The organism is Pseudomonas sp. HMWF021, from assembly GCF_003061005.1.
Lineage (GTDB): Bacteria > Pseudomonadota > Gammaproteobacteria > Pseudomonadales > Pseudomonadaceae > Aquipseudomonas.
Genome location: NZ_QAIK01000155.1, coordinates 53,143 through 74,246, shown reverse-complemented (window position 1 = coordinate 74,246; position 21,104 = coordinate 53,143). Strand labels below are relative to the sequence as shown.

Sequence of the window (21,104 nt, the reverse complement as noted above, 5' to 3'; positions counted from 1 at the left end):
TCTGGAAGGCGTGGCGGTGCTGGCCGAGACGTTCTGGGCGGCGCAGCAGGGCCGCAAGGTGCTGGAGATCAAATGGAGCGACTCGCCACTGGCCGGGTTCGACAGCGCGGAACTGGCCAACGCCCAGGCTGCGGCTATTTCCGACCCGCAGAGCCAAACCGTCACGGCCATGACGCATGGCGATGTCGACACGCAATGGCCGCACGCGGCGCAACTGCTCGAAGCCGATTACCGCATGCCGTACAAGGTGCAGAACCCACTGGAGCCGATCTGCATCACCGCGCACGTGCAGGATAAGGCGATCACCTATTGGGGCGGCGTGCAGGTGCCGTCCTCGGCGCTGGAAGCCGCGCAAACCGTGTGCGGCATCGACAAGGGCAAGGTCACCATCAACGAGCTGGTGTCCGGTGGCAGCTTCGGTGCGCGGGAGGCCAAATACTGGTTGTTCGAAGTGGCGTATCTGGCGCAGCAGACCGGCGTGCCGGTGAAACTGCTCAACAGCCGCGAAGATGAAATGCACGCGTTGTTCAATCACCCGGCGACGCTGCACCGGGTCAAAGGTGCGCTGGATGCCCACGGCCAACTCAGTGCGCTGCAACTGCACGCGGTTTCGCCAGCCTCGCCGGAGCAGTGGGAGCCGGGCTATTTCGAGCGCCCGGATCACATGGATTACAGCACCACCGAAGCGATCACCGCGTGGGACTTCGCCTACCGTCCGCCGCATCTGCAGTTGAACTGGGTCAGGCACGAAAGCAACGTACCCAGCGGCTGGTATCGCTCGGTGAGTTTCATTCCCAACGTGTTCGCCGTTGAGAGCTTCATGGACGAACTGGCCCACGCGGCGGGCGCCGATCCGCTGGCGTTCAGGCTGGCGAATATGCAGGAGCGGCCACGGCACGTGGCGGTGCTCAAACAGGCCGCCGAGCGTGCCGGATGGGGCCAGCCGCTGCCGCCGGGCACTGCGCTGGGGATTGCGACCAATCAGGGTTACACCAGTTTTATCGCGGTGGTGGCGCGGGTCGCGACGGTCGATGGCAAGCCGAAAGTCGAGAAGCTGACCTGCGTGGTCGATTGCGGTCTGGCGGTGTCACCCGGCGGTGTCGAAGAGCAGATTTACGGCGGCCTGATGTGGGGCCTCGGTCATGCCTTGTTCGATCGGCTCGACATTCAACAGGGCAGGGTGGTGCAGAGCAATTTCCACGACTACCGCGTGACGCGCATGTCGGACATGCCGGCCATCGATATCGTGGTGCTGGACGGTGAGCCAGGCAAACCCGGTGGCGTCGGCGAGTTGGGCAGTCCGTCGGTGGCGCCAGCGATTGCCAACGCCTTGTTCGCGCTGACGGGCGTGCGCCAGCGTTCAACGCCGCTGAGTCTGGGGTAAACCGCCATGGACCTGCGTCTGCTGCGCTATTTCATGGCCTTGGCCGATGAGTTGCACTTTGGCCGCGCCGCCGAGCGTCTGCACATCTGTCAGCCGCCGCTGAGCCAGCAGATTCGTCTGCTGGAGGAAGAGCTCGGCACGCCGCTGTTCGAGCGCAGTCACCATCGGGTCGAGCTGACAGCGGCGGGGCAGATGCTCAAGGAGCAGGCGCCACTGGTGTTCGAACAGCTTGAGCGGGCGCTGGACCTGACCCGTCAGACCGGGCGCGGGCAATTGGGCGAACTGGAAATCGGCATGATCAGTTCGGTGATGGTCGGCGTGCTGCCCAAGGCCCTGCACCTGTTTCGCGAGCGCTATCCGCAGGTGAACTGGCGGCTGCATGAAATGACCCCGGCGGCGCAGGTCAAGGCGTTGAAAGAAAAACGTATCGACGCCTGCGTGTTCCGCGTCGGTTATGACGATCCGCTGTTGCGCAATGAACTGCTGATCTACGAGCCGATTCATGTGGTGATGCCGGCTGATCATCCGCTGGCCAGGCGCGAGGTACTGGCCCCGGCGGATCTGGCGCAGGAGCCGTTTGTCGCGCTGGAACTGAAGCAGTCGCGGTTTGCCAACTTTCTCTATCAGTGTTGTATTCAGGCCGGTTTCACGCCGCAGATCCGCCAGCAGGTGATTGAGGTGCAGACGCTGCTGAGTCTGGTGCGCGCCGGCTTCGGTGTGGCGCTGCTGCCGGCCTCGATCGAGCAACTGGCGCCGGCGGGGCTGGTGTTCCGCAAGCTGACCCCGGCGCTGCCGGAGGTGCCGTTGTATGCCACTTACCGCGCGGATGATGCTTCGCCGGTGCTCAGGCTGTTTCTCGATACGTTGCGCGAGCTGGTGGAATCTTCAGATCACCAGTGATCCCCCTGTGGGAGCGGGCTTGCTCGCGAAGGCGGTGTGTCAGCCGACAAATTATTGGAATGAAATACCGCATTCGCGAGCAAGCTCGCTCCCACAGGGGGACTGTGGTGGTGCGGGAATTTATGTTCGGCACGATCACGAACGCCTGCGGTCGTAATCTTCACACGTGCATTCCCTGTGGAGATCCAATGAGCCAGGAAGTCCTGACCACCGAAACCAATCGTCGCCAGTTGCAGCAGATCATTGCCGGGCTGTCCGACGGGGTGATTCTGCTGGAGCTTGACCAGAGCGTGCTCTGGGCCAATGAGGCGGCGCTGGCCATGCACGGTGTCAGCCGGATCGGGGAGCTGGGCAGCAACGCCGAGGAATACGCCAAGCGCTTCAGCCTGCGTTATCGCAACAATCACGTGATCCCCCCGGAAAACTATCCGATCAGCCGCGTCGCCCGTTGCGAAGTCTTCAGTGATCTGTTGATTGAGCTGAGTGCCGTGGATGACCCCGAGCATGTCTGGGTGCACAGCGTGCGCAGCATGGTGCTGACCGACCGCGAAGGGCAGCCGGAGTCGCTGGTCTTGATCATGAGCGACGTCACCGATTGGGCCAACGCCGAGCAGCGCTTCGAGAAAACCTTCAACGCCAACCCGGCGCCCGCGGTGATCTGCCGCCTCAGCGATTTGCGCTATATCAAGGTCAATCCCGGGTTTCTCGAGATGACCGGCTACACCCGCGATCAGGTGATCGGCACCTCGGCCTATGAAATCGATATTTTCGAACAGGCCGAGCAAAGGGATCTGGCGATCCAGCGCCTGCGCGATGTCGCGACCATTCCGCAGATGCAGGCCCAATTGCGTCTGCCCGATGGCGGCAGCAAGCAGGTGATCGTCGCTGGGCAACCGCTGCAGCTCAATGACGAGGATTGCATGCTGTTTTCCTTCGTCGACATGGAGCTGCGGCACAAGGCCGAAGTGGCGCTGCGTCAGAGTGAAGAGCGCTTCGCCAAGGCGTTCCGCCTGACCCCGGTGCCGATTCTGATCTGCAGCGCCGATGAACAGCAGGTCATCGATGTCAACCAGGCGTTTCTCGACACCCTGGCGTACGAAAGTGACGAGGTCGTTGGCAAAACCGTGACGCAGCTGAATTTCATCGATGACGATGGCGCTCGGTCGCGGCTGCTGACCGCGCTGGCGAAAAATGGGCGGGTCGATCGGGTCGACGTGCGGGTGCGCAGGAAGGACGCGGATCTGCTGGAGTGCGCGCTGTCCGCTGACACCGTGAATATTCAGGACACGCCGTGTTATCTGCTGGTGCTGATGGACATCACCGAGCGCAAACGCACCGAACTGGAACTGGTGGCGGCGATTGAAGAGGTGATGAAGGACGCCTCGTGGTTCAGTCGTACGCTGATCGAAAAACTGGCCAATGTGAAGAAGGTCAATTCACCGCAGTTGCCGAGCGTCACGTTCACCGAGTTGACGGCGCGTGAGCGCGATGTACTGGGGCTGATCTGCGAAGGGCTGGCCGACAAGGAGATCGCGGCACGGCTGAAACTGGCGCCCAACACCGTGCGCAATCATGTGGCGACCGTGTATTCCAAACTGGATGTTCACAGCCGCAGCGAGGCGATTGTCTGGGCGCGGGAGCGTGGATTGTTCTCCGGGGAATGGAGCACCAAGGGACAGCGGTAGGTGCAAATGCACTAGTCGATCAGGTGCAAATGGATGTTTTGGCGGGGCAGGCGAGTTCTTAGTCTGGTGGCGTGCGATACGAGCCTTCCGGCTTGGGATCGTCTCCCTTCGAAGTAGCTAAAGGAACAGCCTCCATGATGAATCTTGCGCAGTTGCGCGCCCGCCTGGAGCAGAGTTTTTCGCCGCTGGCCTGTGAATGCCTGGTGGATGGTGAGCATTCGCTGACGGTGAAGCTGTATCACCCGGGGTCGGGGCAGGTGGATCTGGTGATCAGTGGTTTGAAGCTCGATGCGTTGCGCACACCGGAAGCGGTGGCGGCGCTGGTGGATGAATTGCGGTACGAGTTGCAGAGCAACACCCTGCGGGCCTCGCGGGACCCGGATCTGGCCTAGCTCGCGGGCGGGATGTGCCTCCGTAGCGTCCCGCCGCACACTTTTTACCAAATGCCCCATTCCCCTGTAGGAGCTGCCGAAGGCTGCGATCCTTTGATCCACCCCGTGTGTCAGTCCCCATTATTGATGCTGAATGTGCCGCCCCCTTCGTGAGCAAGCCCACTCCCACCCTTGACCGCGACCAGCTCAAAAACCTCCATCCCCACACCATCCCCGGTGGGAGCGGGCTTGCTCGCGAAGGCGCCCACCCAATCACCGCATCAATCCTTGCATGGAATAAACATAAAAATTACCGGATGTTTAAACAATGCCTTCGGCGGTTACTGGTGACCTACAACACCATGCTCCATCGCCTACAACTAAGCCAGAATCCGCCGGCTTGTGCGCCTGGCGTGCCCCCCGTAACTTGACTCCTGTCACTGCTCATAGTGATCGGGTCTGCAAGCCCGCCGAAACCAGTCGCATAGCCATGTCAGAAGGACGCTCACTTGTGTCCGTTCGATGGCAGCTTTGTGCGGGAGACCTTCGGGTCTGCCGGGTTCCTGGTTTCCCGGTCTTGCAGACCCGCGCACAGCTGCCACCCATCATCTGCAAGTGATGGCGGTAGCTCCTAATGAACAATCCTGAACACCTTTTACCGAATGCCCTCATCACCCTGTAGGAGCTGCCGAAGGCTGCGATCCTTTGATCCGCCCGGTGTGAGCGACCTTGCTCACGAAGGTGCAGTGTCAGTCCCCATTATTGATCCTGAATGTGCCGCCCCCTTCGTGAGCAAGCCCACTCCCACCCTTGACCGCGACCAGCTCAAAAACCTCCATCCCCACACCATCCCCGGTGGGAGCGGGCTTGCTCGCGAAGGCGCCCACCCAATCACCGCATCAATCCTTGCATGGAATAAACATAAAAATTACCGGATGTTTAAACAATGCCTTCGGCGGTTACTGGTGACCTACAACACCTTGCTCCATCGCCTACAACTAAGCCAGAATCCGCCGGCTTGTGCGCCTAGAGCGTGGGTTCTATCGTCTGTCGGTCACTGAAAAACAGTGATCGGGTTTGGTAGCCCGCCATAACTAGTCGCACAGCGAACCGTTCGCCGGCCTGCTCAGGTCTGCTTAATGGTGGCCATGCGCAGGACACCTTCGGGTGTGCCGGGTCCTAGTTACCGGTCTACCAACCCGCGCGTGGCCGCCACCTATCGTTTGGTAGCGAAAGTGACGGCTCCTCTTCACCAACTAGGAGTTTCACCATGATCAAACCAACACCCAACCCGCCAGAAACCGACGCCACATCGCCTTACGAATCCCTGGACTCCAAAAGGCTCCACGAAGCCGCCGAACGCGCCCTCGACCACTATCTCAACCCCGCCGCCCTCATTAATACCAGCAACAACGAGCCCGAGCGCATGTACCTCGCCAACCCGAAGAGCGATACCGAATCCCTGCTCGCCAACGCCAGCGAAACTCTAGGCTCGGCCAGTGAAATGCTCAACAACTTCGCCGCCACGCTCAACAACTCCCACCGCAAAACCGCACTCGGCATCGCACAAGTCGTGATGCTCGGCGAACTCGCCGTCAATCAGGCACTGGATAACGTCGAAATAGCTCAGTAATGCGCCTCGGTGCGACGAGGCAACGTACTCGTCGCACACCATGGTCTGTGCGTCAGAGGCGTCGGATTAAAGGGGACGGATGAACTCAAGAAATCCTTTAACCCGTGTCATAAGAAACGGACTTCCTGAGCAGTGAAGATGACTCCGTATATCTACGGACTTCACGTAGAGACGCCCCGTTCTTATCGACGCTGACGTAAGCAGTCAGTCGACCAGGAGACATGTGTTCCAGTGGACTGCTGAGTCGACATGAATGTGTTTTTGCTTTCGAGGTATGAAGGGGGTGTCGAGCGTGCCCAGTGCTATCGAAACCCAGTCGGCAAATTCGCCCTCAGATCGAGACCAGAACAATGTCGAACCACACTGCGCGCAGAACTCGCGTAACACCTGTTCTGAGGAAGCATAGGATTTGATGCTGGTGCCGCTGCCAAGTATCCGTAGCGAGTTGCGGGGAACGCTGCCGTACGAAGAGAATGCTGCTCCGTGGCTCTTTCGGCACTGAGTGCAATGACAATGACTCACTGCGCTAGGTGGAGTGAGCAGCTCGTAACTGACTGCTGAGCATAGGCAGCTTCCTTGATATAGCTCTGTCATGGTCTCAACCCGGCAGGTAAAAACACACCAGCTTAACTATCTGAATCACTACGGTCGACTGACTGCTTGTGGCCGAGCAACCCCGTCCGTAATCCCACATGCATCCAAATACTGCCAGCCCCACGCAATCCATCTGTAGTGTCATCCAGCAACAATATCGAACTCAGTGCTGCCCAATACTTCCCCATTAACCATCACCCGCACCCCATGCCGCCCCAGAAAATGCTTCCGCGTCGTAAAATCCCGAATCACCTGCCGCCTCCCCACAACCACACTCTCAAACCCCGCCAACTCCAGCGTCTTCAACTTGAAAACCTTCGCGGAAACCCCGCCATTCGCCTTCACATAGTCAATCGCATAATCAATCACCAACCGTTGCTCATGCGCCACCGTCGATTTCACCGTAAACGACAACGTAATCGCCTCACCCAGCCTGATCACCGCCGGTTCAACTTTCACCTCCAGCAACTCAACCTCCGCCTTGGCCCCCGCACCCATCACCGTCAGCGCGCGTAAATCTCCCTGTTTGATCAAGCTGCGCAATGCATGCCTGGCAATCCATGTCGTGTGTTTGTTCTTCAGCGACCAGCCTTCAATCGTGTCCAGCACCCATTCCGGATGTTCTTTGGTCACGTCATTCAGATGATTCGCCACGGATTTGCGTACGTACAGACTCTCGTCGGCCTTCAACCGATCGAGGATTCCAGCAGCCAATTGCGGATTGGCTTGCACGGCTTCCAGGCGAAACGACCACGGCAGGCGAGGGCGGCTGCCTTCGCTGGCGAGGCGGCGCACGTGGTGGTTTTCGTCGAAGGCCCAGTCGTGCATGAGTTCGAGTGAGCGTTCGAGGTCGCTGCGCAGAAAGTGACGGATGGCGAATTCGGAGGAACCGAAAGTAGTGAAGTATTTCAGGGCTTGCATCGAGGTGTCGAAGGCGTGGCCGCCGTAGCTGGCGACGTAGTGCGGCAGGCACATGCTGACAAATCCGCTGTTGAGGCGCGGGGCGAGTTCGCGCAGGACCTCGAGGGAATCTTCGTAGTCCAGCGGCAGCACGGCGTGCAGGCTTTCGCTGACGCGGGCCATGCGTTGCATCACTGACAGGTCGGCGAGCCCTTGGTTGGCATGCTTGAGAAACGCTTTGGCGTTGAACGCCGGGTACACGGCGCTCGTTTCTGTGGCGATGTGCTGCAGACGTTCGGCGTTGAAGATTTCCTTTAACGCCGGGGCGGCGGTGTCGGTAGTGCTCATGGTCAGGTCATCGGGGTGCTGACGAACGCTTCGAGGGTTTCGGCGTAGGCGGTGTATTGGGCGATGTGCGGGTAGCGGCGGGTGTCGATCTGGTCGGGGACGACGAGGTCGGTGAAGCTCCACGCCACGGCGAGGCTGATGCCGGCCTGGGTGAGGGTGCCGTCGGTGGGCAGGCCGGTTTTTTCCAGTTCCTGTTCGAGGGCGGTGAAGGCTGCGGCGAGTTGGCCTTCGACGCGCTCGACCCACGGTTGGTATTGAATGTCGGCCGGGCGCAGGTTGCGTTCGTAATAGAGCTGCACGGCTTTTTCGCAGGCGGCGAGGCTGAGGCCGATCAGGCACAGGGCGTGGGCGCGTTGTTTGAGGTCGCTCGGCAGCAGGCTTTTACCGCTCGCGGCTTCGAGGTAGTCGAGGATGAGGGTGGAGTCCATCAGGACCACGCCGTCATCGAGGATCAGGGTCGGCGCCTTGACCACCGGGTTGATCTGCTGGAACTGCTCGAAATGGCGGAACACCGAGACAGACTCATGTTCCAGATCGATGCCCAAGCGTTTGGCGGAGATCGCCACGCGGCGCACGTAAGGGGAGTCGAGCATGCCGATCAGTTTCATGACGCGTTCCTTCAAGTCGAACCGGTGGGAAGGCATAACCTAGCCGAGCCTGAGGCAAATGTCAGTCGTCAAATCCGGCTTGCTCGTGAATCTCGTCCACATTCAATTCCAGCCGATACGCGACCGCCACAAACAACGCCTGACACAAACACAAGGTTGCACTGAGCGAACGAAACGCCAAGGCGCTGCCTTCATTGACCAGCAGCAGGCTGTTGGCGCTTCTGGCCAGTGGTGAGAGGTGGCTGTCGGTGAGGATCAGGGTGTTGGCCTGTTGCTGGCGGGCGTAGCGCAGGCAGTGTTGGGTTTCCCTGGCGTAGGGGGTGAAGCTGATCGCGATGACCAGATCACCGCTGCGCACACTGCGCATCTGCTCGCGATAACTGCCGCCCAACCCCGAAACCAGATGAATGCGCTTTTGAGTGTGCTGCAGGTTGTAAACGAGGTAGTCGGCGACGGCGAAGGAGCGGCGCACGCCGACCACATAGATGTTGTCGGCGTTGGCGATCAGGTCGACGGCTTTTTCAAACGCGACGTCGTCGAGTTCGCGGCTCAGGCGTTCGATGCCGGAACGGGTGGCGTCGATGCATTCGCGGGCCAGATCGCCGTCGCTGGCTGATTGTGACTGGTTGGCGATCATGCTGCGGATGCGCTGCTGGTAGTTCTGTACCGGCGAGGCTTTGTGGGTGTAGGCGGCGCGAAACAATGCCTGCATTTCGCTGAAGCCGCTAAAGCCGAAGCGTTGCGAGAAGCGCACGATGGCGGACGGATGCACCTCGCACTCCCGGGCGATGTCGCTGATGCGATCGACCATGATCCGGTCGCTTTGCTGGCTCATGTAGCTGGCGATGCGCTTGAGCTGACGCGGCAGGGTGTCATATTCCTCGGTGATCAGTTGCAGCAGACGCTCGGCATTGATCGGGGGGCTGGCGAGGGGACGCTCGTCGTTGGCCGGCAGATCGGGGCGGGGCATACGTTATCCTTAGGGCTGATCGCTACAAAGTGCTGGGTTGTGGCTGATGTTAGGAGGGCTTTTCGGGTTCTGCCTGGCTGAAACGATGCACCGGGAGAAGAAAAATTCGCGATGAGGCACCAGCGGTTAGCCGTTTGTCTTCTATATACAGCCGCTCGACTGAATTTCTTGCTATAAACGCACTCCGATGACCGCCATGACGCCTGTGTCAGAGCTGTTTAAGGGTGTTGTCGGACAAATTCGCTGGATTTTCAGTTGCTGAGGCCTCAAACGGGCCTTAGACTGCCGCCCCTCGTAAATTGAGTGCCGGGTGGCGTTTGCAATAAACGATGCCTTTTCGTCGACCGGACACGGTTCGCCGGAACGCTCCCTAATTCGCCTTAATGCACGTTTTTTTATAGAGATATCAATGACAAAGGACAAGTTGCTGGCCATGCCGGCAGATGACTACATGAATGCCGAGCAGCACGCTTTCTTCACTGAGCTGTTGCAGAACATGAAAGTCGAAACCCACGAGCGCATTGAGCAAAACCGTATCGCCATCGAAAGCCTGGACACCCCGGCCGACCCGGCGGACGCGGCTTCGGTTGAAGAAGAGCGCACCTGGCTGGTAAACGCGATCGATCGCGACCAGCGCATGCTGCCACAGCTGGAACAAGCCCTTGAGCGCATCAAGGAAGACAGCTTTGGCTGGTGCGATGACAGCGGTGAGGCCATTGGCCTGAAGCGCCTGCTGATCAGCCCGACCACCAAATACTGCATCGAAGCTCAAGAGCGTCACGAGCAGATCGACAAGCACCAGCGTCAGGCCTGATTTCATGGCTGCCCCCTGAATCGGGGGCGCCTGCAAAAGATCGCAGCCTTCGGCAGCTCCTGCAGTGGTTCACGTAAACCCCTGTAGGAGCTGCCGAAGGCTGCGATCTTTGCTTTTGCTCGTCTGCACTATTCCCGAGCGGTTCCTTTGACCTGCTGCAGACTCCACGACTAACGGACCATGGATAATGGCGTTCTAGTGGCGTTTAATGCAGTCACAACAATGAGAACAAGCGTGGGGTGTTGATATGACGAGAGATGGATCTCTGGTTGGGGCTTTGCCCGCACCAGTGCTGTTGCCGAAAAACCGCTGGCTCGCTCCGACCCTGCAAAGCATCGCCCTGATGCTGTTGCTCGCCGGCATGACGCTGGGTGAATGGTCACTGTACATCGGCCTGCCGCTGGCGGTGCTGATTGTCTGGCTGCCGCGCCTGCGCTCACGTGCCATCCCTGATGTTGCGCCTGCCGAGACTGGCAGCGCGATTTCCGAACTCACCCGCGACCTTTCCTGCACCACCAGTCATAACGCGCTGTCCGCAGCGGGCGTGGCGTTTTCCGTCAGGCAACTGGCGAGCAAACTCGAATCGCAACTCGACGCGGCGGCACAGATTGTCAGCAATGCCGAAGTGATGATCGCCACCGAACACGCCACCTCGCAGCTCAGCCGCGAAGCGCTGGAGGCCGCCAGTGAGGCGCACCACAGCAGCGCGGCGGGACGCACGGAGCTGGTGGATTCGATTGTGCGCATGCATCAACTCAGTCAACGGGCCAATGCCAGCCGCGAGTTGATCGAAGCGTTGAGCCTGCGCAGCGATGACATTCAGCGCGTGACCCTGGTGATTCAATCCATCGCCAGTCAGACCAATCTGCTGGCGTTGAACGCGGCCATCGAAGCGGCGCGGGCCGGTGAGCATGGTCGTGGTTTTGCCGTTGTGGCGGATGAAGTGCGCGGCCTGGCGGCGCGGACGGCCTCGGCGACCGGTGAAGTCGGGGAGATGGTCGCCGATATTCAGCAGCGCACGGCGCAAGTGGTGGAGCAGATCCGCGAGCTGTCCAGCGATCTGCAGATCGGTGTCGAGCAAGTCGAGAATACCGGCCAACATCTGGAAAACATCGCGCGGCTGGCAGCAGGCGTGGAAACCCAGGTCGGCGAAATTGCCCGTGGCGCGCAAACCAATCGCGAGCAACTCGACAGCCTGTTCAAGGCCATCGAGCAAATGCGCAGCGACTTGGCAATCAGTGATCAGCAGACCCGGCGTCTGGCCGAGGCCGCCGTGCAGATGGAGGGCCAGGCGGAAACCATCAGCGAGCGTCTGGCCGAAGTCGGTCTGGATGACTATCACCAGCGGGTCTATGACCTGGCGCGAGAAGGTGCGAGCCAGATTGCGGCGCGGTTCGAGGCGGATGTCGAGCAGGGGCGAATCAGCCTTGAGGACTTGTTCGACCGCCAGTATCAGCCGATTCCCGGAACGCAACCGGCGAAGTTTCAGACTCGTTTCGACCGTTACACCGATCAGGTGCTGCCGGCGATACAGGAGCCGTTACTGCCGCGTCATGAAGGGTTAGTGTTCGCCATCGCCTGCACGCCGCAGGGTTATGTGCCGACGCACAATCTGGCGTTCAGTCAGCCGTTGACCGGTGACGAAAAGGTCGACGCGGTAGGCAACCGTACCAAACGCAAGTTCTCCGACCGCACCGGCATCCGCTGCGGCAGTCATCAGCAAGCGGTGCTGCTGCAGACCTACACCCGCGATACCGGCGAGCTGATGCACGACCTGTCGGTGCCGATCATGGTCAGGGGCCGCCATTGGGGTGGTTTGCGCCTGGGCTATAAGCCGGAGGCTGCGCGCTGATCGATTGTTACCGCATGTGCAATGAATCTGTGCATGCAGGTTGCTATTTCCTCTGCGATGAAATCATTAACATCCCTATTAGTTAGGTAGCTAATGAAATCGAGAGGTCATTATGTGCAGAGTCGATGTCGCAGTGATGATTGGCAGCGGTGTGCCCGCCGGATTGCGCGCGATGGGTCGGAGTGTCTGCTGGGTGGTGTTGCTCAATGGGGAACGGCGCGGCACCGCGTTTGCCAGTCGCGATGAGGCGGAAGAGTGCAAGGCTGCCTGGCTGGCGCAACTGATGGCCGAGCCTGGCGACAGCCTGCACTGATAGAGATTAACGGCCGTCGTGCAGACGTACGTTCAATTCATCGACCATCACTGCTTCTTCGCCGTCTGCGCGCAGCCATTCCTTGAGCAGCTGCGCCTGTTGCGGCGTCCAGAAGTCGGCATCGATCAATTTGGTATTGGCGTCCAGAGGATGCGCTTCGATGAAGTCGTCGATTGCACTGCCTTCCGACGGCAGTCCCAGTTGGTCGAACAGGGTTTTCAGATCATATGCAGGCAGTTCCATCGTGTACTCCTTTTGCGTGTGCCGAAATGGCGCTGTCGCTCGCTCTTCATCTGAGGCAGCCGTTGGACAAGAGTTCGATTCGTGATTCAAGCGACCGAGCAAGGGCACATGCTTCGTTATGATCTTCGCGGAAACCTCTTACAAGACCAGTAGACGATTCCTTGATATGGAAAAACGCATTCCCTGCCGGGACTACCTGGAACCGTGGAGCAAGAGGGCGCTCTTGATGTTGTGCGAGCACCGGTAAATCGGCGGCGTGCAGCACGAAAGACGTGTCGATGTCTGAGCAGGGTGTCCGGGCAAAGTGAGTCAGAGTGCACATATGAAGTCCTTTTCATGAGTTGGCCGACGTTTACTGGTCGGTTCGAGTAGTCGTAAGGAGCATCGCTGCTCTAGAATCGCCAGTGCCTGTTGGCGACAGATGCCTATCTAAAGCAATTTTTTATCGGCGATATGTCGGAAAAGGGCTTTTTTGGGTCAGTTTTTTCCCTAAAGTTTGTAGTCCGTTTTCGTTGAGCTTCGACGAAGATTTTTCCTTCAAGGTCTGGCGAACGTCGAAGCAAGTTTCTCGCGCGACTTTCCAGTAGTCTTGCGAACTCGTGATGAACAGGCGTTCTGTTTGTTCAAGGTTTACTGGAGTCAGTCGGTAACAGCATCGGCCTGGCCGTTTTTTTTGCCGTGCGCGTTTTGGCGCAAGGTACTTTTTCAGATGTGGGGATGTTTCTTTGGCAGTCAGTAACCTCGATATGCATGCTTTGTTCGTGTTGGGTGATTTGCGTGCAAAGCTGGTCAAGCAGTTCCAGTCGCGTTTTGTTTACATCACCGAACAGAACGCCGAAGGCATCTATGTGGCCGAGATCGACACCGAAAGCGCGCTGGTGGTTGATGACAAGCCGGGGCTCAAGCTCAAGGTCGGCGATCATTTCAGCGCCTCGGTCCTGCCCAGCCGTGAAGGCGGCAAAATGGACATTCGCTTTCGCGAGATCAAACTGACGGTATATGGCCTGGGCGATTACGCCTTTGTCGAGACCGCTGATGGTCACGCGATCCTGTTCAAGGAAGGTCACAGTGTGATGACGGTGTTTGCCGCGCATCAGCAATTGCAGGAAGGCCTGACCAAAACCCTGAAAGCCGTCACCGGCAAAGCGGCGAAGTGGCGCAAGGGCGAGCTGGTCACGTTCAAGGCCAGCGAGTGACTGGCAAGTGAGCCGCGCCGATTTCCATTCGCAGCACCTAGAGCGTGCGCGAGAAGAAGCCTTGCGTCTGTTCAACGCCAAGGCCGGATTGCAGGGCGCCTGGCTCAATTGGGTGGCAGCGCAGATCTATACCTTGCAGCCGGCGGAATACGCCAGCATGGTCAGACGCGAGCTGCAAAGCTTGCAGGAAAAGTCTGAAATGTAACTTCGTCCGGACATGCTCCCGGAAAAAGCAGGAACCTCGGCTACAGTCAGTTGACTGAGTATTCAGAGGCTTGCGGTCTTCTGCCAGGCCATCCTGCTATTGCTGAGAACAGCACGAGGTGCAAAAGCATGAAAGGATTTCGACGGTTACTGGCCGCCAGCGTAGTCACGTTCGGTGTGCTGGCATCGGCACAACCGATAGCGGCGGCGCAGACGCCGATCCATTTTGCCGACCTGAACTGGGAAAGCGGCAGCCTGATCACCGATGTCCTGCGGATCATCGTCGAGAAAGGTTACGGCTTGCCGACCGATACGCTGCCGGGCACCACCATCACTTTAGAAACCGCGCTGGCCAACAATGACATTCAGGTCATTGGCGAGGAGTGGGCCGGGCGCAGTCCGGTGTGGGTCAAGGCCGAAGCCGAAGGCAAGGTGGCGAGCCTGGGCGATACGGTCAAGGGCGCCACTGAAGGCTGGTGGGTGCCGGAATACGTGATCAAGGGCGACGCCGCCAAGGGCATCAAGCCACTGGCGCCGGACTTGCGCAGTGTCAGTGACCTGAAGAAATACAAGGACGTGTTCAAGGATCCGGAAAACCCGAGCAAGGGGCGTTTCCTCAACAGCCCGATCGGCTGGACTTCGGAAGTGGTGAACAAGCAGAAGCTGACCGCCTACGGCCTGCAGGACGACTACACCAATTTCCGCAGTGGATCGGGTGCGGCGCTGGATGCCGAGATCAGTTCGTCGATCCGCCGGGGCAAACCGGTGCTGTTCTATTACTGGTCGCCGACGCCGTTACTGGGCAAATTCAAACTGGTGCAGCTGGAAGAGCCACCGTTTGATGCCGAGGCGTGGAAGACCCTGACCGATGCCGATAACCCGAATCCGAAACCGACCCGTTCGCTGGCGTCCAAGTTGTCGATCGGTGTGTCCACGCCGTTCCAGAAGCAGTATCCGCAAATCGTGGCCTTCTTCAGCAAGGTCGACTTCCCGATTGATCCGTTGAACAAGGCATTGGCCGAGATGAGCGAGAAGCACACCGCGCCACGACAGGCGGCGGAAGCGTTCATGAAGGCGCACCCGCAGGTGTGGCAGGCGTGGGTGCCGAAGGATGTGGCGGACAAAGTATCCGCCAGCTTGTAATTGCTCTCTGTAGGAGCTGCCGAAGGCTGCGATCTTTTGACTTTGATTTTTTAAGATCAGGATCAAAAGATCGCAGCCTGCGGCAGCTCCTACAGGGGATCGGGTTAGGGTCAGAACCTGGTCTGCACCGCCAATTCAAAGGTTCGCGGCGTACCCAGGTAGTACGCCGGCGACACATGCGCAAACTCGGCATACACCTCGTTGGTCAGGTTGCGCACCCGGCCGGTGACGGTGGTGTGCGAGTCGACCTTGTAGCTGAGGAAACTGCCAAACAGCGTGTACGACGGCACCGTCATGGTGTTCGCCGTATCTGCATACACCGACGCCACATACCGCGCATCGACCCCGCCTTGCCACTGCGGGGAAAAGTCGTAAGTCAGCCACAGATTGCCGACCCGGTCCGGGACGTTGGTGGGCGTGTTGCCCTTGCGCGACACCACCACACCGGCGGCATTCTTCTCCGTGAAGTCGTCGTACTGTGCGTCAACCCAGGCGAAGTTGCCCTCGGCCAGCAGCTTGTCGGTGATGCGCAGGGAACTGGCGACCTCAATGCCTTTGGAGGTTTGCTGGCCTACCGGGATGCTGCTGGTCGGATCCAGTGGATCGGTCACGGCGAAGTCCTTGCGCTCGATGGTGTAGGCAGCGACTGTCGCCGAGCCACGGCCATCGAGGTAATCGAACTTGCTGCCGATTTCCCACTGCTTGCCGGTTGAAACGTCGAAGTCCTGCGTGCCGTTCGGTTGTTCGGCAGCGGTGCTGTATTGCACGTAGACATTGGCCGACGGGATGAACTGGTAGGTCAGGCCAACGCGCCCGGTGACCGGCTCCCAGCTGCGCTTGAGGTGCTTGGGGTTGGTCGCCGTCACCGTGCGATGGTTGGTCACGTCGAGGTCGATGTCGTCGTAACGCAGGCCGGTCAACAGCGCCAGTTTGTCGGTCAGTGCCAAGCGGTTTTCCACGAACAGCGCCTTGGTCGTGACCTCGTTGGTCTTGTCGCTGATCAGCGCCGGGTTGGTGCCGGGGATGTCATAGAAATGCCCGGGCCGGTAATTGTTCGGATCGACCGTGCTCGCGCCTTTGATGTTCAACGGCGAGTTGGTGGTCTGGTTGACCTTGTACTCGAATCCACCGGACCAAGTGGTATCGAGGCCAAGCAGGGTGTTGTCGTGGCGCAGTTCGAACTGGTTGCCGTTCTGCTCGCCCTGATGCCGCACTTGATAGGCAGTGGAACGGTTAACCGCCGAGTTGTCGGCGTTGTACTGATAGGTCTCGAGGTTGCGGTAATCGCGTTGGCTGTCGAGGTGATACAGCGTGTTGCGCAGAGTGGTGCTGTCATTGATTCGGTAATCGATGATCGAGCGCACCCAGATCGTGCGCTGTTCGTAGCGCCCATCCTCGACGTTGTAGTTGTTGAAGCGATTGTGTTTGTCGATCTTCAGTTCGCCAGCCTTGGGGTTGAGTACCGGCGTGCCCCAATACGGACTGTCTTCATGTTCATCCTGATATTCCAGGGCCAGGGTGTGCGACAGATCCGGCGTGAGGTCGCTGAGCAACGAGAACGCCACGCTCCAGGCATCACGCTCCTGGCGGTCGATGTAGCCGTTGTTGGTGTTGTGGCTGACGTCCAGACGCGCGTAGTGCTGCACGTCGGCGCTCGGGTCGGTCAGCGCATGGTTGAGGCCGAACGCGGTTTCGGTGGTGTCGTAGGTGCCGTAGCTGACGCGGCCTTCGACCGCTTGTTCTTCGCGGGTTGCCAGTTTGGTGACATAGTTCAGCGACCCGCCCACCGAGCCTGCGCCATTGATCAGCGATGACGGGCCGCCCACCAGTTCGACCCGATCATAGATCCACGCATCCACCGGCCGGGCTAGACCGCCGGAGACGGTGACGCCGTTGAACATCTGGGTGATCTGGCTGCTGGTGAACCCGCGATAGGAGACGAATCCGCCAAAGCCTGGCGGCGCGCTGGCGTTGACCCCGGGCAGGGTGTTGGCGGCGTCCTGGAAGTTCTGCGCGCCGTGACGTTCGATGTCGTTGCGGTTGGCGATGGCCACCGACGCGGGTGTGTCACGCACGCTGAGGCCGAGGCGCGAGGCCATGCCGCTGGACTGGTCGAGGCTCAGGCCCGGTTCGGCGCCGGACTCACCATCGATGGTGATCGGCGCCAGGTCCACGGTGGATTGCGCCCAGGCGTTAAGGGAGAGGCAGCCGCACAGGCTCGCCAGCAGAGGAATGTGTTTCATCGTTTGAATCCTGAATGCTTGTCTAGGAATCAGCGCACAGGCGAACGCCGCGCGTTGGCGCAGTGGGCTGAACAATCAAAAAGGCAAAGACACTCAGGCGAGCGGCGGGGCGCGAGGGTTGGCCGAAGGCCAGGTGAAGCGGGCAGGGAGGTCGGCGCTGACGATGGGCGCCAGCGGCGGGCTGTGTTGCTCGGGCAGTACTGCCAGCGTCAGGCTGGAGTTGAACGCCGGGCCCATGCCGCCGCCCACCGAACACAGCGGACAGCCGAACGCCTTGGACAGGGTCGGCAGTTGTTCTTCGCTGGGATTGCTGGTCAGCGGCGCCTGAGTGGCCGGGTCGACCGTACAGAACTGGCCGCCGATGCCGTTGAGCTGCATCCCGACCATCTGCCCGTGACCGATGCTGCAGGCGAACACATTGAACAGGACGCAGCAGTAGAGCATCCAGGCCAGCAGTGAACGATCGGAACGGGTGAATTTCATGGGGTGGCACTTTACCGTACCGCTGATCGGTCGTGCACTTCAAAAAATGCCAACTAGGATGTTTTGTTCAAATCCCTTCAAAGGATTCTCGACCATGACCTTTGTGTTGGCTCAATGGCTGGTGACGATTTTTGCAGCGATCAGTCTGGTGCATGTGTATTGGGCGCTGGGTGGGCAATGGGCGGCGGTGGCGGCTGTCCCGCAAGTGCCGGTGCAAGGTTTGGTGGCGACGGTGCGACCGGCGTTCAAGCCGTCAGGCTGGATTACCCTGCTGGTGGCGGCGTCATTGTTGGTGATTGCCGCGCTGGTGTGCATGCGCGTCGGCTGGGGCATGCCGGCGGTGCATCACAGGGTGCTGCAATGGGTGATCAGTGCGATTGCGTTGCTGATGTTTGCCCGGGCGATTGGCGATTCGAATCTGGTGGGGTTTTTCAAGGAGATGAAGGGTTCGCGGTTTGCGCGGCTGGATACCTGGGTGTATTCGCCGCTGTGTCTGGTGCTGGGGGCGGGGTTGTTGGCGGTGGCGTGGGTTTGACCGGTTCATGTGTTGGCAGTACCGGCCTCTTCGCGGGCAAGCCCGCTCCCACAGTGATTGTGGGTGTTCACAAGTAATGGGTTCAATCCAAAACCCTGTGGGAGCGGGCTTGCCCGCGAAGAGGCCTGCCCAGACACCGCCGAATTAACTACCACTCTCGGTGCGGCGACTGCTCACCTCAGCCGGCACATCATCCCCGGCCATGCGCTTGCGGAACAACGCCGCCCGCGCCAGCAGCAGGGTGGTCACCGGCACGGTGATCGCCAGCAGGATCGGGATCAGCCAGGCATGCATCACCGGACCGGACTTGAGCGCCGAGAAACAGATGATCGACGCCAGCGCCACACACCACGCGCCCAGTGTCGAAGCCAGCGCCGGCGGATGCATGCGCTGGAAGTAATCCTTCATGCGCAGCAATCCGGTGGCGCCAATCAGCGCAAACACGCCGCTGAGCACCAGCAGGATCGCCACCGGAATCTCGACCCACAACGACAATTGCGCAGTCATTCGATCACCTCGCCACGCAGCAGGAATTTCGCCAGGGCAAACGAGCCGACGAAGCCGAACAGCGCGATCAGCAGCGCCGCCTCGAAATAAGTGTCACTGGAATAACGAATGCCCAGGGTCAGCATCATCAGCATGGCGACGATGTACAGGTAATCCAGCGCCAGCACTCGATCCTGCGCCGATGGCCCCTTGAACAGGCGAATCAGGGTCAGGACCATTGCCAGCGAGAACAGGAACAGCGTCAGCAGAATCGCGTTCGACAGCAGCGGGCTCATTCGAAAATCTCCATCAACGGCTGCTCGTAGGCAGTCTTGAAGTGCTCGATGAATTGCACTTCGTCATCCAGGTCCCAAACGTGCAACAGCAGGATGCTGCGATCCAGCGCCAGCTCCGACCACACCGTGCCCGGCACCACCGTGCAGATCATTGCCAGTGTCGCCAAACCATGGGCATCGCGCAGATCGAGAGGCACTTTGACGAAGCGCGAGCGCGGCGGCCGGCGTTTGGCGTTGAGCACGCCCCAGGCGACGATCAGGTTGGAGAGGATCACGTCACGCCCGACAAGGAAGAACAGTTTGATAATCGTCCAGGGCCTGCGAATACGCGCATGTTTCGGGCGCAACTTGCGCATCATCAAAGGGGCCGCGAAACCCAGAATCGCGCCGAGCAGCAGGTTGCCCGGACTCAGCGACAGGTTCAGTGTCAGCCACAAGGCCCACAGTGCCAGCGACAACCAAGGTGCGGGAAACAGACGCTTCATGGTTGCACCTCCAGCATCGCGGCCTTGGCTTCCGGACTCGGCACGGCGCGGGTGCCGAGTACAGCCATCACGTATTGCTGCGGATTGTTCAGGGCATCGGCGGTGGCCTGGGTGTAACGCAGCAGCGGCTCGGCCTTGAAGGTCAGCGCGATGCTCAACCCCAGCAGCAGGAAGATCGGCGCACACTCAAGCTTGCGCAGGAGCGGCGACGGGCGTTCTTCGGGCGTCCAGAAACGCTGGACGCCCATGCGCGCAAATGCCATCAGCGAGGCCAGTCCGGACAGGATCAGCAGCGCCAGCAACGCCCAGGCTGCGTTGGAGATCGGCGCTTCGCTGCCCAGCCCCAGCGGATTGAGCAGGGCGCCGATCAGGCTGAGCTTGCCGATGAACCCGGAAAGCGGCGGCATGCCGATGATCAGCAGCGCACAGGCGATGAAGCTCAGGCCGAGAAATGCCATGGTCCACGGAATGACCTGACCGACCACGGCTTTCTGTTCGTCGTCGAGGTTGATGCCCTTGGGCGGTTGCAGGGATTCCTGCGGACGCGGCAGCAATTCACTTTCATCTTCCAGCGGAATCTCGTTGGCCGAACGCGACCGCTCGATCAACTCGGCGAGCAGGAACAGCGCGCTCAGGGCCAGCGTCGAGCTGACCAGGTAGAACAGCGCCGCGCCGATCAGGTGCGGCTGGGCGAAACCTACCGCCGACAGCAGAATCCCCGCCGACACCAGAATGCTAAGGCTGGCCATACGCTCCAGGCGTTGCGCGGCCAGAATCGCCAGCGCCGCGCAGGCGATGGTCGCCATGCCGCCGTAGATCAGCCAGTCGCCACCGAAGAACGCCGAAGCTCCGGCCTGCCCGGAGAACAGCAGCGTCCACAGACGCAGCAGGGTGTAGACGCCGACCTTGGTCATGATCGCGAACATCGCCGCCACCGGCGCGCTGGCCGAAGAATAGGCCGGCACCAGCCAGAAGTTCAGCGGCCACATGCCGGCCTTGGCCAGAAATGCCACCGCGAGAATCCCCGCACCGGCGTGCAGCAAGCCACGGTCGGCTTCCGGCACCAGCGGAATCTTCAGCGCCAGATCGGCCATGTTCAGGGTGCCGGTGACGCCATAGATCAGCGCCGCGCCAATCAGGAACAGTGAAGAAGCCAGCAGGTTGATCGAGATGTAATGCAGCCCCGACGACACCCGCGCCCGACCCGAGCCGTGCAGCAACAGGCCATAAGAGGCGGCGAGCAGCACTTCGAAGAACACGAACAGGTTGAACAGGTCAGCGGTGAGGAAGGCGCCGTACAGGCCCATCAGTTGGATCTGGAACAGCGCGTGGAAGCTCGACCCCGCACCGTCCCAGCGCGCCATGGCGAACAGCAGGGCGCTGACGCCGATGATCCCGGTCAGCACCAGCATCAGTGC

Annotated in this window: 24 protein-coding genes; 12 read left to right on the top strand and 12 right to left on the bottom strand. The window is 60.0% G+C overall.

The features are described 5' to 3' along the window. From DBR18_RS29715 to DBR18_RS22430, 5 genes are all read left to right on the top strand, one after another. The coding region (locus tag DBR18_RS29715; RefSeq protein WP_256588845.1) for a xanthine dehydrogenase family protein molybdopterin-binding subunit at positions 1-1,384 on the top strand (1,384 nt) is incomplete at its 5' end. A gap of 6 nt (positions 1,385-1,390) precedes the next feature. Further along, positions 1,391-2,284, top strand: a complete 894-nt coding sequence (locus DBR18_RS22445; protein WP_108591963.1) for a LysR substrate-binding domain-containing protein — start codon at positions 1,391-1,393, stop codon at positions 2,282-2,284. A 188-nt stretch (positions 2,285-2,472) separates the two neighbouring features. After that, complete coding sequence (locus DBR18_RS22440) at positions 2,473-3,969, top strand: helix-turn-helix transcriptional regulator (RefSeq protein WP_108591962.1); 1,497 nt, start codon at positions 2,473-2,475, stop codon at positions 3,967-3,969. Between the two features lie 134 nt (positions 3,970-4,103). Beyond that, on the top strand, positions 4,104-4,361 hold the full coding sequence (locus DBR18_RS22435) for a DUF1652 domain-containing protein (protein ID WP_108591961.1): 258 nt from the start codon (positions 4,104-4,106) through the stop codon (positions 4,359-4,361). A gap of 1,249 nt (positions 4,362-5,610) precedes the next feature. Then, positions 5,611-5,973, top strand: coding sequence for a DUF6124 family protein (locus tag DBR18_RS22430; RefSeq protein WP_108591960.1), 363 nt, complete (start codon positions 5,611-5,613; stop codon positions 5,971-5,973). 204 nt (positions 5,974-6,177) lie between these two features. Here DBR18_RS22430 and DBR18_RS22425 read toward each other — a convergent pair whose 3' ends face one another. The 4 genes from DBR18_RS22425 to DBR18_RS22410 form a co-directional block, all read right to left on the bottom strand. Further along, positions 6,178-6,567 (bottom strand): GFA family protein, encoded by a 390-nt coding sequence (locus DBR18_RS22425; RefSeq protein WP_108591959.1) that lies wholly within the window; start codon positions 6,565-6,567, stop codon positions 6,178-6,180. Positions 6,568-6,708: 141 nt separating this feature from the next. Further along, positions 6,709-7,815, bottom strand: coding sequence for a DNA alkylation repair protein (locus DBR18_RS22420; protein WP_108591958.1), 1,107 nt, complete (start codon positions 7,813-7,815; stop codon positions 6,709-6,711). 2 nt (positions 7,816-7,817) lie between these two features. After that, positions 7,818-8,423: a glutathione S-transferase gene (locus tag DBR18_RS22415; RefSeq protein WP_108591957.1), complete on the bottom strand. Its 606-nt coding sequence runs from the start codon at positions 8,421-8,423 to the stop codon at positions 7,818-7,820. Positions 8,424-8,484: 61 nt separating this feature from the next. Then, positions 8,485-9,393, bottom strand: coding sequence for a MurR/RpiR family transcriptional regulator (locus tag DBR18_RS22410; protein ID WP_108591956.1), 909 nt, complete (start codon positions 9,391-9,393; stop codon positions 8,485-8,487). A gap of 409 nt (positions 9,394-9,802) precedes the next feature. Between DBR18_RS22410 and DBR18_RS22405 the strand changes: the two genes are divergently transcribed. The 3 genes from DBR18_RS22405 (at position 9,803) to DBR18_RS22395 (ending at position 12,372) form a co-directional block, all read left to right on the top strand. Beyond that, positions 9,803-10,207 (top strand): TraR/DksA family transcriptional regulator, encoded by a 405-nt coding sequence (locus DBR18_RS22405; protein ID WP_003225981.1) that lies wholly within the window; start codon positions 9,803-9,805, stop codon positions 10,205-10,207. Positions 10,208-10,454: 247 nt separating this feature from the next. Further along, complete coding sequence (locus DBR18_RS22400) at positions 10,455-12,059, top strand: methyl-accepting chemotaxis protein (protein WP_108591955.1); 1,605 nt, start codon at positions 10,455-10,457, stop codon at positions 12,057-12,059. 109 nt (positions 12,060-12,168) lie between these two features. Next, positions 12,169-12,372, top strand: coding sequence for a hypothetical protein (locus DBR18_RS22395; RefSeq protein ID WP_108591954.1), 204 nt, complete (start codon positions 12,169-12,171; stop codon positions 12,370-12,372). Positions 12,373-12,378: 6 nt separating this feature from the next. Here DBR18_RS22395 and DBR18_RS22390 read toward each other — a convergent pair whose 3' ends face one another. Together DBR18_RS22390 and DBR18_RS29710 are read right to left on the bottom strand one after the other, a co-directional pair. Beyond that, complete coding sequence (locus tag DBR18_RS22390; RefSeq protein WP_025111383.1) at positions 12,379-12,615, bottom strand: DUF2789 family protein; 237 nt, start codon at positions 12,613-12,615, stop codon at positions 12,379-12,381. A 46-nt stretch (positions 12,616-12,661) separates the two neighbouring features. Then, positions 12,662-12,937, bottom strand: a complete 276-nt coding sequence (locus DBR18_RS29710) for a hypothetical protein (protein WP_108591953.1) — start codon at positions 12,935-12,937, stop codon at positions 12,662-12,664. Positions 12,938-13,361: 424 nt separating this feature from the next. On the opposite strand from DBR18_RS29710, the gene DBR18_RS22380 reads away from it, so the two are divergent. From DBR18_RS22380 to DBR18_RS22370, 3 genes are all read left to right on the top strand, one after another. After that, on the top strand, positions 13,362-13,811 hold the full coding sequence (locus tag DBR18_RS22380) for a hypothetical protein (RefSeq protein WP_177482422.1): 450 nt from the start codon (positions 13,362-13,364) through the stop codon (positions 13,809-13,811). Between the two features lie 7 nt (positions 13,812-13,818). After that, entirely contained in the window at positions 13,819-14,016 is a 198-nt protein-coding gene (locus DBR18_RS22375; RefSeq protein ID WP_108591951.1) for a hypothetical protein, read from the top strand. A 128-nt stretch (positions 14,017-14,144) separates the two neighbouring features. Beyond that, complete coding sequence (locus DBR18_RS22370) at positions 14,145-15,158, top strand: ABC transporter substrate-binding protein (protein ID WP_108591950.1); 1,014 nt, start codon at positions 14,145-14,147, stop codon at positions 15,156-15,158. Positions 15,159-15,268: 110 nt separating this feature from the next. Here DBR18_RS22370 and DBR18_RS22365 read toward each other — a convergent pair whose 3' ends face one another. Both DBR18_RS22365 and DBR18_RS22360 read right to left on the bottom strand, forming a co-directional pair. Then, entirely contained in the window at positions 15,269-17,401 is a 2,133-nt protein-coding gene (locus tag DBR18_RS22365; protein WP_108591949.1) for a TonB-dependent siderophore receptor, read from the bottom strand. A gap of 93 nt (positions 17,402-17,494) precedes the next feature. Then, on the bottom strand, positions 17,495-17,884 hold the full coding sequence (locus tag DBR18_RS22360) for a DUF2946 domain-containing protein (protein WP_047598254.1): 390 nt from the start codon (positions 17,882-17,884) through the stop codon (positions 17,495-17,497). A gap of 94 nt (positions 17,885-17,978) precedes the next feature. Between DBR18_RS22360 and DBR18_RS22355 the strand changes: the two genes are divergently transcribed. Next, positions 17,979-18,419 carry a DUF3995 domain-containing protein gene (locus DBR18_RS22355; protein WP_108591948.1) on the top strand — a complete coding sequence of 147 codons (441 nt, stop codon included), beginning with the start codon at positions 17,979-17,981 and terminating at the stop codon, positions 18,417-18,419. A gap of 144 nt (positions 18,420-18,563) precedes the next feature. On the opposite strand, the gene DBR18_RS22350 is transcribed toward DBR18_RS22355, so the two are convergent. From DBR18_RS22350 to DBR18_RS22335, 4 genes are all read right to left on the bottom strand, one after another. Next, on the bottom strand, positions 18,564-18,926 hold the full coding sequence (locus tag DBR18_RS22350) for a Na+/H+ antiporter subunit G (protein ID WP_108591947.1): 363 nt from the start codon (positions 18,924-18,926) through the stop codon (positions 18,564-18,566). Next, on the bottom strand, positions 18,923-19,201 hold the full coding sequence (locus tag DBR18_RS22345) for a K+/H+ antiporter subunit F (RefSeq protein WP_003225959.1): 279 nt from the start codon (positions 19,199-19,201) through the stop codon (positions 18,923-18,925). Before DBR18_RS22345 ends, DBR18_RS22350 begins: the two co-directional genes overlap by 4 nt. After that, a complete protein-coding gene (locus tag DBR18_RS22340; protein WP_108591946.1) occupies positions 19,198-19,686 on the bottom strand; it encodes a Na+/H+ antiporter subunit E in 489 nt (162 codons plus the stop codon). Before DBR18_RS22340 ends, DBR18_RS22345 begins: the two co-directional genes overlap by 4 nt. Next, a partial coding sequence (locus DBR18_RS22335; RefSeq protein ID WP_256588844.1) for a monovalent cation/H+ antiporter subunit D occupies positions 19,683-21,104 on the bottom strand: 1,422 nt, incomplete at its 5' end. The genes DBR18_RS22335 and DBR18_RS22340, both read right to left, overlap by 4 nt.

Coding starts and splice junctions, on each gene's coding strand:
- DBR18_RS22345 (WP_003225959.1), bottom strand. CDS start 19,201: ATGAGCCCGCTGCTGTCGAACGCGATTCTGCTGACGCTGTTCCTGTTC.
- DBR18_RS22415 (WP_108591957.1), bottom strand. CDS start 8,423: ATGAAACTGATCGGCATGCTCGACTCCCCTTACGTGCGCCGCGTGGCG.
- DBR18_RS22410 (WP_108591956.1), bottom strand. CDS start 9,393: ATGCCCCGCCCCGATCTGCCGGCCAACGACGAGCGTCCCCTCGCCAGC.
- DBR18_RS29710 (WP_108591953.1), bottom strand. CDS start 12,937: ATGTGCACTCTGACTCACTTTGCCCGGACACCCTGCTCAGACATCGAC.
- DBR18_RS22430 (WP_108591960.1), top strand. CDS start 5,611: ATGATCAAACCAACACCCAACCCGCCAGAAACCGACGCCACATCGCCT.
- DBR18_RS22405 (WP_003225981.1), top strand. CDS start 9,803: ATGACAAAGGACAAGTTGCTGGCCATGCCGGCAGATGACTACATGAAT.
- DBR18_RS22425 (WP_108591959.1), bottom strand. CDS start 6,567: ATGACAGAGCTATATCAAGGAAGCTGCCTATGCTCAGCAGTCAGTTAC.
- DBR18_RS22440 (WP_108591962.1), top strand. CDS start 2,473: ATGAGCCAGGAAGTCCTGACCACCGAAACCAATCGTCGCCAGTTGCAG.
- DBR18_RS22350 (WP_108591947.1), bottom strand. CDS start 18,926: ATGACTGCGCAATTGTCGTTGTGGGTCGAGATTCCGGTGGCGATCCTG.
- DBR18_RS22360 (WP_047598254.1), bottom strand. CDS start 17,884: ATGAAATTCACCCGTTCCGATCGTTCACTGCTGGCCTGGATGCTCTAC.
- DBR18_RS22435 (WP_108591961.1), top strand. CDS start 4,104: ATGATGAATCTTGCGCAGTTGCGCGCCCGCCTGGAGCAGAGTTTTTCG.
- DBR18_RS22365 (WP_108591949.1), bottom strand. CDS start 17,401: ATGAAACACATTCCTCTGCTGGCGAGCCTGTGCGGCTGCCTCTCCCTT.
- DBR18_RS22340 (WP_108591946.1), bottom strand. CDS start 19,686: ATGAAGCGTCTGTTTCCCGCACCTTGGTTGTCGCTGGCACTGTGGGCC.
- DBR18_RS22400 (WP_108591955.1), top strand. CDS start 10,455: ATGACGAGAGATGGATCTCTGGTTGGGGCTTTGCCCGCACCAGTGCTG.
- DBR18_RS22370 (WP_108591950.1), top strand. CDS start 14,145: ATGAAAGGATTTCGACGGTTACTGGCCGCCAGCGTAGTCACGTTCGGT.
- DBR18_RS22380 (WP_177482422.1), top strand. CDS start 13,362: ATGCATGCTTTGTTCGTGTTGGGTGATTTGCGTGCAAAGCTGGTCAAG.
- DBR18_RS22445 (WP_108591963.1), top strand. CDS start 1,391: ATGGACCTGCGTCTGCTGCGCTATTTCATGGCCTTGGCCGATGAGTTG.
- DBR18_RS22420 (WP_108591958.1), bottom strand. CDS start 7,815: ATGAGCACTACCGACACCGCCGCCCCGGCGTTAAAGGAAATCTTCAAC.
- DBR18_RS22355 (WP_108591948.1), top strand. CDS start 17,979: ATGACCTTTGTGTTGGCTCAATGGCTGGTGACGATTTTTGCAGCGATC.
- DBR18_RS22390 (WP_025111383.1), bottom strand. CDS start 12,615: ATGGAACTGCCTGCATATGATCTGAAAACCCTGTTCGACCAACTGGGA.